Raw genomic sequence first — 13,018 nt, 5'->3', positions numbered from 1 at the left:
TATCGATGTTTATTATGCTACGGTTCCTTGACAACTACTTCCTGCACCGGCAGTACAACCATAACAGTGCTGAGAAATAATAATATTTCTGTTTTGTAATAATTCTTCGTTATACTCACTAATATGTTTTACTTTACTTGCCACTTTAAGGTCTAACATTTGGTTAAAGTCACAGTCATAAAGCCAACCATCCCAACTTATCGAAATCGTATTGGTACACATTACATTTGCTACAGCAGATGGATTATAGGCCTCTACCAACGCATACATATAATCTTCATAATTCTCTGAAGCAATTAGATAATCCAAAAATCTACTGATGGGTAAATTAGTAATTGCAAACAAATTATGAAAGTGAATTCCAAAATCTTCTAATAGCGCTTTTTTAAAATCCTTCTCCATAGAAGCCTGATCCCCTGGTAAAAAAGCACCCGAAGGATTGTAAACCAAATCTAATCTTAAATCGCTATTCGGCATGCCATACCCTCGCTCATTAAGTTCCTGTAGCGCTTTGATGGACTTGTCAAAAACACCATCTCCTCGCTGCTTATCTGTTTTGCCCCTTGTCCAATGGGGCATTGACGAAACTACATGAACATTATGCTTTTTGAAAAAATCGGGCAGGTCATAATACTTTTTATTTGCTCTGATAATAGTAAGATTACTTCGTACAATAAAATCTTTTATTCCTGCTTTACTCGCCTCTTCTACGAACCATCTAAAATTAGGATTCATTTCTGGGGCACCGCCTGTAAGGTCTAATGTATGGGCTCCGGTTTTTTTAATAACTTCAAGACACTGTAGCATGGTCTCTTTCGTCATAATTTCTTTTCGATCCGGACCTGCATCTACATGACAATGTTCGCATACCTGATTACACATGTATCCTACATTAATCTGTAATATTTCCAGTTTGTTAGGGCGTAAAGGATAATGACCAATTTCAGCAATCTTATCTGCAAATTTTGGTAATTCTCCATTGGCAAATATGCCGTTATTAAGAATCTCTAATTGCCTGTGAGAGTCAGCGAGTTCGTTATTTCTATTTTTTAGTGACTTGGTAGCCATAAATTGTTTTTAAGCAGTAATACTTTCTTTTTCAATAACCTGGATGAACAACCATCTATTTACATAGACAATTTTTCATATTTATTCATCATCTGAACACCATGTACTAATGTTGCTCCACTTTCAATAGCGGCTCCAGCATGTACTGCTTCCATCATTTCTTCTTTGGTAATACCTTTCTGAAGTCCGTCTTTTGTATATGCGTCAATACAATAAGGACATTTTACCACATGAGAAACTGCTAGTGCTATTAAAGATTTTTCTCTTGCAGTTAGCGCTCCTTCTTCAAAAACTTTTCCATAGTAATCAAAAAATTTAGTACCAAGTTCTTCACTCCATTCTGTTATTTTTCCAAATTTTCTAAGATCAGAAGGATCATAATATGTTTTAGACATGCTGTGTCAATTTTTAGTTATGGGAATTTATTGTTAGTCGTATCAGATAGATCAAAACTTACAATGAAATAATAAATTACTTAATCAGGACTAAAGTCTACATTATGAAGGTAAAATAAAAGTTAATGTTAAATTATTAAGTATTTTTTAGTAAAAACTACGCATTAGTATTCTATAAAAATGTTTCAATATCATATTGATTTATACACTTTTTTATTATGACATTGTGAAATGTCTTAGGGTATATGTTAAGAAATAATACTGCGCTTTATGTCGTATATGATCAACTAATTTTATCTGAAAACCTCATATAGTAGCTCTTGATTGTATTTAAATAATCTATACTGAGTCATATTTATTTTTTGACATTATAGTTTTGGGTAGCGTAATGTTTGTTTTTTAATAAATTGATTTAAAATAGTTTAGGTTATTTTTGAATGTAAAATCGATACCTTTTTAGTTTGTTTGTAAATACAATGTTAAGATTGTTATGTAGTAATTAATAATGGTGTATTGTTGTAATTTTATCAATGCTAGTATGTGAAAATCTAAAATATTTATTTACGTTTTATATAAAGAGTGAGTTAATATTTCATCAAAATAGTAAGCTAAATGTTTTTAATAAATTTTAACTAATAAAAAGAAGATCTGTGAAAGCTTTTAAACAATGGAATGTAAGGAATGTTAATTTAATAATGATTGCAGGGCTTTTTTTTATGTTGCCTGGGTTTAGTTTTGCTCAAAATACGGGAAGTAAAAAATCATCTGACAATATTGAGAAGAAAGTTGATTCTGTACTTTCTTTAATGACACTTAAAGAAAAAATTGGGCAGCTTGTATTATATAATGGAAGTTGGGATGTGACCGGACCCCCTTCTGATGTTGGTAATAAAGAGAAGTATCAAAAGTTGAAGAATGGTGAAGTTGGCGCTATGCTCAATGCAACCTCGGTAGCAGGAACTAAAGAATTACAAAAAACGGTAATCGAAAATTCAAGATTAAAAATACCATTGCTTTTTGGTTATGATGTTATACATGGTTTTAAAACTATTTTTCCTATTCCGCTAGGTGAAAGTGCAAGTTGGGATTTGGAAGCAATAAAAAAGTCTTCATCTATAGCGGCAAAAGAGGCGACCGCTTCGGGTATTAATTGGGCATTTGGACCGATGGTGGATATTTCAAGAGATGCTCGTTGGGGTAGAATCATGGAAGGAGCAGGAGAAGATCCTTTTCTGGCGTCAAAAATTGCGGTGGCAAGAATACATGGTTTTCAAGGAGATGACTTGTCCAAAAATAACACTTTAGCAGCATGTGCAAAGCATTTTGCAGCATATGGTTTTGCTGAAGGAGGGCGAGATTATAATACTGTAAGTATAGGTGAATATGAGTTGCATAATACTGTATTGCCTCCATTCAAGGCAGCGGTAGACGCAGGTGTAGCTTCTATGATGAGTGCTTTTAATGAGATTGATGGAATACCGGCTACCGGACATAAAGGATTACAAAGGGATATTCTGAAAAACACTTGGAATTGGGATGGTTTTGTAGTTTCAGATTGGGCATCTATTGCAGAAATGATATTTCATGGATATGCAAAGGATAAAACACAGGCTGCAGAATTAGCAATGAACGCGGGTAATGACATGGATATGGAAGGAAGAGCTTATGAAACCGGTTTAGAGCAGTTGGTAAAGGACGGAAAAGTAGATGAAAAATTAATAGACGAAGCAGCGAAGCGAATACTTCGTGTAAAATTTAAGTTAGGACTATTTGATGATCCTTTTAAATATTGTGATGAAGAGCGAGAGAAAAAAGATATATATACAAAAGAGAATTTAGAAGCTTCCAGAGATGTAGCAAAAAAGTCAATCGTTTTGCTGAAAAATGATAATAATGTATTACCTCTTAAAAAGGATGTAAAAAGCATTGCGGTAATTGGCCCGTTAGCGGATGATAAAGATACGCCAATCGGAAGCTGGAGAGGAATGGCAACACCCAATTCTGCAGTTTCACTTTTAGAAGGAATTAAAACAGCTGTTAATCAAAGTGTAAAAATATCGCACGCAAAAGGAGTGGAACTTGGAGTTGGCGAAAGAAGTTTTGTTCGTGATTTAAAGGTGAATAGAGAAGATTTTAAAGGTATTGAAGAAGCAGTAAAGATTGCAAAAGATGCAGAAGTTGTGGTTTTGGCAATTGGAGAAGAAGCTTTTCAATCTGGAGAGGCTAGAAGTCAGGTAAGCATAGAGCTAACAAAGCCTCAACAAAAGCTATTCGAAGCTGTGTATGCTGTTAATAAAAATATTGTGGTTGTTTTGATGAATGGTCGTCCAATGGCAATTAGTGATATAGCAGAAAAAGTACCTTCTATAGTTGAAACCTGGCATTTGGGATCGGCATCAGGTAATGCAATAGCAGATGTTTTATTTGGGGATTATAATCCTTCTGGTAAACTACCGGTTTCTTTTCCAAGACATGTTGGTCAGTTACCTTTATATTATAATGTAAAAAATACTGGAAGGCCTACAAATGCTGATGGAATGGTATTTTGGTCGCATTATACTGATGAGAAAAATGATGCTTTATTTCCATTTGGACATGGATTAAGTTATACAGAATTTGAATATAAAGATTTAAAGATAAGTGCACCATCTTTTAGTTCTGGAGGAAACATATCAGTTTCAGTTAAACTTACAAATAAAGGTAAGAGAAAAGGAAAAGAAGTGGTACAGTTATATATTCGAGATTTAATAGGAAGTCTGACTCGTCCGGTAAAGGAATTAAAAGGGTTTGAGTTAGTCGAGTTAGCACCTAATGAGAGCAAAACAATCACTTTTGAGATCAATGAGGAGACTATCCAATTTTATACAGCAAATAAAAAATGGGAAGCAGAACCAGGCGATTTTAAAGCGTTTGTAGGGGGAAGTTCAAATACAGATCTTGAAATTGATTTTACTTTTAAAAAATAAATAATGCGAAAATTATATATAGTTTTATTGATTCTAATTGTAGTAAGTTGCACATCAGAATCTAATAATGAGAATAAAAAATCCATGTCAGAAGTACCAGCAGTAAGCACAGAAGTAGATAAAAAAGTAGCGGCTTTGATTTCTGAAATGACCTTAGAAGAGAAGGTAGGTCAAATGACGCAGATTACCCTTGATGTTATAACCAAAGGTGATAATCAATATAGTTCATCACAACCTTATCAATTAGACTCTGCATTGGTTCATAAGGCTATCCACACTTATAAAGTTGGATCTATACTCAATACTCCGGGAGTGCCTTTGTCAAGACAAGATTGGTACAGCACAATTAAAACTTTTCAGGATGAGGCGGCAAAAACACCCAGACAGATTCCAATAATTTATGGGATCGATGCGATACACGGAGTAAACTACACAATCGGAGCGACATTATTTCCGCAGCAAATAGGATTAGCGGCAACTTTTAATAAAGACTTGGTAAAAGAGGCGGCAAAAATTTCTGCTTACGAAACCAGAGCATCTTCAATTCCCTGGAATTTTTCTCCGGTTTTAGGTTTAGGAAGAAATCCATTATGGCCACGATTATGGGAGACATTTGGAGAGGATGTGTATTTAGGAAAAACTATGGGCGTTGCCATGGTAGAAGGGTATCAAGGGACTTTGGGTGATCCAAATACAGTAGCCTCCTGTATGAAGCATTACCTAGGTTATAGTGTTCCACTTTCCGGAAAAGATCGTACACCCGCTTGGATACCAGAAAGAGAATTAAGACAATATTTTTTGCCGGCGTTTAAGGAAGCAGTAGATGCAGGATCGATTACATTAATGATTAATTCAGGAGAAATTAACGGAGTACCGGTACATGCCAGTAAGTTTTTACTAACCGATGTATTGAGAGGTGAATTAGGTTTTGAAGGCGTAGCGGTTACAGATTGGGCGGACATCAATTACCTTCATACGAGACATAAAGTGGCGGAAACGATAAAAGATGCTATCAAAATGTCTGTCAATGCAGGAATAGACATGAGTATGGTGCCACATGATTTTGAATTTGCTGAATTATTGGTGGAACTTGTAAAAGAAGGAAGTGTTTCAGAAGAAAGAATCAATAGTGCTGTGTCTCGTATACTAAAGGTTAAAATGCAATTAGGATTATTCGAAAACCCTGTGACAAATCCAAAAGATTATCCGGATTTTGGGTCTGATAAATTTGCAGCAGTAAGCAAAAGGGCCGCTTTAGAATCTTTTACCTTATTAAAAAATAAAGATAATATACTTCCTCTGGAAAAAGGAACCAAAATATTAGTAACCGGTCCAACAGCAAACACCATGAGATCGCTTAATGGAGGGTGGTCTTATAATTGGCAAGGAAGTGAGGCGGATAACTATGCAAAAGATATGAATACAATTTCGGAAGCTTTTACAAATTTTGGTAATGCTACATTTAAACAAGGAGTTTCTTTTGAAGGTGAAAATAATATTAATGCAGCGGTCAAAGCCGCAAAAGAAAGCGATGTAATATTATTATGCTTAGGCGAAAACTCATATACAGAAACACCTGGTAATACAAATTCTATTTTAATGCCTAAGGATCAAATAGAATTGGCAAAAGCACTCTCTAAAACAGGGAAGAAAATAGTTCTTGTCTTGTTAGAAGGACGACCAATTATTTTTAATGAAATAGAACCTTTAGTTGATGCGGTTTTTATGGGGTACTTACCAGGTAATTATGGAGCAGATGCTCTGGTTGATTTGTTATACGGAATAGAAAACCCGTCGGGAAGGTTGCCGATAAATTATCCGAAACATCCTCACGCGTTTGTAAATTATAATCATAAACATTCTGATAATATTGCTGTTCCTAATTATTATGAATCAGACTATGATCAACAGTATGAATTTGGAGACGGGATGTCCTATACCAATTTTGAATATTCGGATTTATCACTAAGTGCTGATGAAATGGATGAGGATGGATCCATTACAGTTTCTGTAAAGGTCACCAATACAGGTAAAAGAAAAGGAAAAGAAGCGGTGCTACTTTTTATTAGTGATTTATACGCTAGCATCACACCAGAAGTTCGTGCGCTCAAAGGATATGAAAAGATTCTATTGGAAGCGGGAGCGTCGAGAAAGGTTTCGTTTACCATCACAAAAGATGAACTATCCTTTGTGAATGAAAAATTAGAAACAGTTGCGGAGCCTGGTGATTTCGAAATTACGATTAGAGATTTAAAGAAAAAAATTAAGCTTAAATAATTATCAAGATTTAATAACTGAATTTTTAAATGTATTAGTATTGATTACTTATTAATATGTTGTAAACCACTTATCTGTAAAATTTGTTAAGATTTTAATGGTATATTTGATAAGCTTACTTATGTAAAAACTCATCCGATGTATCGTCTTTTTGTTATATTTTATTGTTTTTCCTTATCAATTTTTTCACAATCTATAAGGAATAAAACGCTACCTAGAATTACCCATTACGATACCAAAAACATGGGCTTTAACGCTCAATCATGGGATATTAAGCAAGATGAAAATGGCTTGATTTATATTGCTAATGGTCAGCAGGTCTTAATATTTGATGGTACGGATTGGATTTCGGTAGCTACCAATCCTGAAATGGTTAATAGAAGTTTATTTGTTAAGAATAAAGACACTATTTATTTTGGTGCAGATGGACATCACGGAATATTAATTAAGGATGATGATGATTATACTGTAGAACCGTTAAGAAATAATAAAAAAGATGTTGCTGCGGATATAGAAGAATACTGGAGAACACATTACATTAATAATGAGATTGTTTTTCAGACATTCAGAAATTTATATGTTAATCAAGGAAATATAATTACTAAAATTCCTGCTCCATATCGTTTTAAATGGAGTTATAAAGTAGACGATCAGATCTATGTTAATGATCTTAAATATGGAGTGTTTAAACTACAAGAGACTAATTTAATACCTGTTGTAAGTGATGCTAACCTAAACGAGAATATAATTGGAGTTACAAAAATTGATGGTGAATTAATTGTTATTACAGATACAAAAGGACTTTATAAGCTTTCTAATAACAGCCTTATTCCAGTTCGTTTTTCAACATCCGATGAAGTGCAAAAGGCACAGATTTTTTCCTTCCTTAAACTTAACGATAATAGGATCGCTCTGGGTACCGTTTCTAATGGCCTTTACATTTTGGATCTCAAATTAGGAAAAACAGAGAATATTAATAAAAAAAACGGATTACAGAATAATACAATTCTTTCGATATATCAGGATGATGAGGATAATCTTTGGTTAGCATTAGATTATGGAGTTGATCACATAAAATTAAACTCCCCTCTTACATATTATTATGATTATTACGGAGAACTAGGAACTACCTATGCTGTTGTAAAAAAAGGAAGTCTTTCTTATTTAGGAACCAATCAAGGGCTTTATATAACAGATAATAACTCTTTAAATCCTGATAATGAGTTTGAATTATTAATAAACGGACAGGTATGGAATATCGAAGAAGTTGACAGTAAAATTTATGTTGGACACGATAAAGGCGCATATGCTTTAGAAGGAAAGACTTTAACCAGAATGGGAGAGGATTTAGGAGCCTGGAATTTTAGAAGTTATTCCCTTCCTGGTCATAATGATGTTCTTGTTTCTGGAAATTATAATGGTATTTCCGTTTATGAAAAGATTGATGAACAATGGAAAGGATATAAACTAAAGGGTTTCGAAAAATCAGGAAGATATTTGGAAGTGGATGAGGACAATAATCTTTGGGTAGCTCTTGGAACAGATGGTGTTTTTAGGTTTAGTCTGGATTTTGATGCCAAAGAATTAATAAATCAGGCTTTTTATCCGGTAAGTGATTTTGATGGAGAAAGAATATCACTTTCGAAAGTCGGGAATAAGATTGTTGTAACCTCAAATTACCATTCATATACTTATAATGCCAGGGAAAGTAATTTTGTAAAATCTGAAATAGGTACAAATCGAGGATATGCTCCGCGAATATTTAAAAAAGAAGATGAAACCTGGTATTTGGATAACGATAAAGTAGTTGTAGAGGATAAAGACGATCTAATAGAACTTCATGAGCTCAAAGATCAGCTTGTGCCGGATGTACTTAATGTTTTTCCTTTAAATGGAGAACATAAAATCATTCCTGTTTTTAATGGTTTTGCTATGTATTCTAAAAAGAGAAAAGCAAATTCAGAAAGAATTAGAAGCGATATTCTTATTCGGGATTTTATTTCTGTAAATAGTGGAAAATCATATGTTTCGGGTTCCAAAATACCATTTTCTGAAAATGATCTTAAGATTAACTATGCACTGCCTATTTATGGCCAGCAAATAGAATATCAAACCAGTCTTAATGAACAAGAATGGAGTGAAAAAACTATAGCTACCGAGAAGACCTTGTTTAATCTTATAGAAGGAGATTATACGTTTAGGATAAGAGCAAAATATAATGGAGATTTTAGAGAAAGTAGTTTTGATTTTAGTATAAAACCGCCTATTTACAGAACTCCTTTAGCATATGTGTTATACTTGCTTTTGTTCTTGTTGTTGATTATTTCGGTAATCGGAATTAATCGATATAAAATGAAGAAGCAAGAAAGGGTTTTGTTGGAGGAAAAAGCAAAAAAACTTCAGAAGCAGGAAGAAGAGCACAAAGCACAGAAATTAGAACAGGAGCATAAAATTATTGAATTAAATAACTCTAAACTTCAAGATGAAATAAAAGCAAAAAGTAGAGAACTTACTCAGATTGCATATGTAAACCTAAACAAAAATAAAATCCTGAAGAAAATAAGGGATAAAATTATTAAGGTACAAGATGCTGCACCGCAGAAACTACCAACCAATAGCTATAATGAATTAATAAGGCTGGTAGATTATTACATAACGGATAAAGAAAGTAAGCTGTTTGAAATTAATTTTGATAAATCACATCAGGAGTTTTATGAAAAACTTTCTAAGAATTATCCGAACCTCACTTCCAAAGATTTACGGCTGTGCGCATACTTGAAAATGAATCTTTCTTCTAAAGAAATTGCGCCACTATTAGGAATAAGTTCACAAAGTGTTGATGTTAGCAGGCATAGATTAAGAAAAAAGCTTAATTTAGGCTCCAAAGATAATTTGACTAATATTCTTATAAGTCTTAAGTAAGAAATTTCTAATAGTAAGGTCATGAGGAAAAAGGTTACCCTAAAACAGCTTGCCAAAGAATTGAATTTATCCATCTCAACAGTTTCAAAATCCTTAAAAAATGATTCTGAAATAAGTGAGAAAACAATTAACAGAGTTCATGAATTAGCTAATTTTTACAATTATAAACCTAATGCACTAGCCGTAAGTTTAAAAAGTAATAAGACAAATACAATTGGAGTATTACTACCAGAAATTTTGAATCATTTTTATGCCAAAGTTTTATATGGAATTGAGCAGGAAGCATCCAAAAATGGATACAAGATTGTGACCTGCATAACAAATGAATCTTATGAAAAAGAAGTTGAATATGTAGAAATGCTGAATTATAGTAGTGTTGATGGTTTTATTTTGGCTCTAAGCAAAGAAACACAAATGCTTAATAAACTAGATCATTTTAAAGATTTGAAAAGAGACAATGTCCCATTGATCATGTTTGATCGGGTAAGTAATGAAGTAGACTGTGATAAGGTGATAGTAGATGATAAGGACGCATCAAAAACAGCAGTTCGGCATTTAATAAAAACAGGATGCAAAAAAATTGCGGTGATCTCTACCATCTTCGATTTAAGTGTTGGAAAACTAAGATTAGAAGGAGCTCGCGAAGAAGTATCTGCTAATCGTGGAGTATCATTAGTAGAGTTACCGATCAATAATATAGAAACAGAAGAAAAAGAAATAGAATCATTTCTTAAAAATAACGAGATAGATGCAGTACTTGGACTAGATGAGACGGCAGCCGCGATAGCGATAAACATGTCTCATAAATTGGGGTATAAAATACCAGAAAAAATTTCGGTAATTGGCTTCACTGACGGGTTGTTGGCTAAACACTCGTATCCAAAACTCACAATTATATCTCAACACGCAGAGGATTTAGGTGCAAAAGCTGCAAGAATATTACTTGAGCGATTATCTAATACTTCAGAGAATAGTTACAAAACAAAAACAGAAATTGTCAAGACTTCATTAATTCTTAGAGATTCTACCATTTAATTTTATTAGTAAAACTCTGTTTTGAAAAGTTGCATAGCAATGCATTCAAAATAGATAGTTGAATTAATCCCGCTTTTTCAGCGGGATCTCAGGGCCTTCTGCCGAGCCGGGTAGACTAATACCTCGAAGCTTGCTTCGGAACTTTAAAAACTATTTTCCATTGAATACCTCGTATGCTGGTAATGAGGTAGTTTATTCAATTACATACGTTTTCTTTTGAGGTCCAACTCCAGTAATAGTTAATTTTTTCCAGGTTTTTGGTAGTATTGGTTTTTTTTGAATAATTCCTTCGTCGGTAAGATGTAATCCACCAAAACCAAATATTACGGTTTGTAACATTCCTCCGGCTCCTGTTGCAAAATAGGGGTTGTTACTTGTAGCAGCTTCTGCCAATGCTCCGAAAGGAGGTCTTTTGTTAGGTTCATAACTTCTTTTAAAAAGCCTGAAAGCATTTTCTGCATCACCTAATCGAGCATAAATTACGGCAAATACACTTTGTGCCATGGCAGGACCTTCTTCTGCAAGTTTAGGTTCATAATAGGATAGGTCTTTTAATATTGTTTCTTGATCAGAGATAATATCTAGAGGATAAGCCAACAAATTTACATCTGCTTGTTTTATACGATCCCCATTATATGTACTATGTTCTTTGGTTGTTCCATCTTCAAATTTATGTATGGTAATATTTTCTGCAACCTCGATCCAGATATTTTCTGGTGTTAATCCTATTTCTTTTGCAGCAAGCGAAGCATATCGTAAACAAGTAATGGCTGAGCCATTGGTAAAAGCATTATCATCAACATTGGGAGCAAATTCATTGGCGCCTACCACATTTTTAATGGAATAAGACCCATTAGTATTTTTGGTAGCTCTGCTAACCCAGTAATCTGCTACTTCTTTAAGTAAAGGATACCCACGCTCTCGAAGCCATTTTTTATCTTTGGTTACTCGGTAATAATTCCAGAAAGCAATACCTATATCCGCGGTTATATGATGTTCAAAGGTTCCTGTTAATGCCCAGGCAGGTGTTGCCTCTTCTCCTGTATCATCACTTTCCCAAGGAAACATCGCACCTTTATACCCAAAATTAGTGGCTTTTCTTTTTGCAACATCAAGTCGGTCTGATCTATAGTTAACCAATGAACGTGCAATATCTTGATTTAATACTAATAACGGAGGATACATCCATAATTCGGTGTCCCAAAAAATATGTCCGTTATAGTTTTGAGAACTTAATCCCATTGGAGCAATACTGAGATTCGAGTCGCCTCTGGAGAATGCATACAGATGATACAGTGCAAGTCTTACATCTAATTGAGATTGTAAATCCCCTTCTATTATTATATCTCCTTCCCAAAGACCTTTCCATAAATCTTTATGTTGAGATAATAAATCTTTTCTAGGTGTAAGCAAATTGAATATTACAAACCGTTCACTCTCACTTTGTGGGTCAAAAAAATCCTGTGTAGAACATTGAGAAGCGGTCCAAGCAAATGAATAGTTTTCTGCTTTACTTATTTTCTTTCGAAATGAGAGCTGATTATTATATTCTGAAACTTTATTATGAGTCAGTTCTGGTCGCTGGTTCTCCCTTGTAGAATTAATATTGTGCCATATAAAAGTGGCAGATGTTCCTACGGTATGTCTGCCTAGTCTGCTTTTTGCAACGGTCTGTAGAATTGGCATGGTAGTCTCTGCATCTCTTAATACTCTGAAAGTACTCAATGGGTTTTGGTATTCTTCAGGAGTTGTGATTTTCCCAATGACCCTGATATCAATATCTTTTAATGCTTTGATTTCAAAATCTATGTATGCAGAGTAGGGTACATTTCTAAGAGCATATATAGTATAAGAAATTTCAGCTATTGAATTATAGTTAAATGAAGTAGTAAAGCTGGCTTCTTTCATATTCAATGTTTGTCGCCAATCACTAATATTACCATTGTTTAATTTGGTGTTGTTAATATATACATCGAGATTTCCAAAGTTCATTCCCAAAAGGATTCTACTTACACCAAGCGGAGACTCTTTGTCATATACATTGTTAAGAATGATTTTATCGGTTTCTAAAATTTTCGCAGAAGGAAGAATACCAATTCTTCCATTAGCAGATACAATGCCGGTATAATTTTGATTGTCAGTTGTGGTTAAAGTCCAACCATTTTTTTGTGCTATTCCTGGAATAGAAGCAAACAACAAGATGAAAGCAAATACAAAAAGAGTTTTAGTAATCTTAAACAACATAATAAAATGATTTTGTGAAGTGAAAATGTATTTGTCTATTAGTAAATACATTACACAATGTACTAAACAAATTTTGAAAATTGAAAACGAATAAGTGGATTAACTAATACA

The 13,018-nt window shown here is 33.8% G+C and carries 7 protein-coding genes; 4 read left to right on the top strand and 3 right to left on the bottom strand.

Annotation, left to right across the window (positions count from 1 at the left end; genetic code table 11):
* Positions 1-12 precede the first annotated feature (12 nt).
* Positions 13-1,068, bottom strand: coding sequence for an arsenosugar biosynthesis radical SAM (seleno)protein ArsS (arsS, locus tag ACFSR1_RS10315; RefSeq protein WP_378292167.1), 1,056 nt, complete (start codon positions 1,066-1,068; stop codon positions 13-15).
* 59 nt (positions 1,069-1,127) lie between these two features.
* Entirely contained in the window at positions 1,128-1,463 is a 336-nt protein-coding gene (locus ACFSR1_RS10310; protein ID WP_378292165.1) for an arsenosugar biosynthesis-associated peroxidase-like protein, read from the bottom strand.
* Between the two features lie 716 nt (positions 1,464-2,179).
* Here ACFSR1_RS10310 and bglX point away from each other — a divergent pair.
* The 4 genes from bglX to ACFSR1_RS10290 all read left to right on the top strand — a co-directional run bounded on the left by bglX (position 2,180) and on the right by ACFSR1_RS10290 (position 10,663).
* Entirely contained in the window at positions 2,180-4,429 is a 2,250-nt protein-coding gene (gene bglX / locus ACFSR1_RS10305) for a beta-glucosidase BglX (protein ID WP_378294492.1), read from the top strand.
* A gap of 3 nt (positions 4,430-4,432) precedes the next feature.
* On the top strand, positions 4,433-6,706 hold the full coding sequence (locus ACFSR1_RS10300) for a glycoside hydrolase family 3 N-terminal domain-containing protein (protein ID WP_378292163.1): 2,274 nt from the start codon (positions 4,433-4,435) through the stop codon (positions 6,704-6,706).
* A gap of 243 nt (positions 6,707-6,949) precedes the next feature.
* Positions 6,950-9,628 (top strand): two-component regulator propeller domain-containing protein, encoded by a 2,679-nt coding sequence (locus ACFSR1_RS10295; RefSeq protein ID WP_378292161.1) that lies wholly within the window; start codon positions 6,950-6,952, stop codon positions 9,626-9,628.
* 21 nt (positions 9,629-9,649) lie between these two features.
* Positions 9,650-10,663, top strand: a complete 1,014-nt coding sequence (locus ACFSR1_RS10290) for a LacI family DNA-binding transcriptional regulator (protein WP_378292160.1) — start codon at positions 9,650-9,652, stop codon at positions 10,661-10,663.
* A gap of 192 nt (positions 10,664-10,855) precedes the next feature.
* On the opposite strand, the gene ACFSR1_RS10285 is transcribed toward ACFSR1_RS10290, so the two are convergent.
* Positions 10,856-12,907 carry a glycosyl hydrolase family 95 catalytic domain-containing protein gene (locus tag ACFSR1_RS10285; RefSeq protein WP_378292158.1) on the bottom strand — a complete coding sequence of 684 codons (2,052 nt, stop codon included), beginning with the start codon at positions 12,905-12,907 and terminating at the stop codon, positions 10,856-10,858.
* Positions 12,908-13,018: the final 111 nt, after the last annotated feature.

It is taken from the genome of Aquimarina rubra, from assembly GCF_042684305.1.
Classification (GTDB): Bacteria; Bacteroidota; Bacteroidia; order Flavobacteriales; family Flavobacteriaceae; genus Aquimarina; species Aquimarina rubra.
This window is presented reverse-complemented; position numbering and strand designations above follow the sequence as displayed.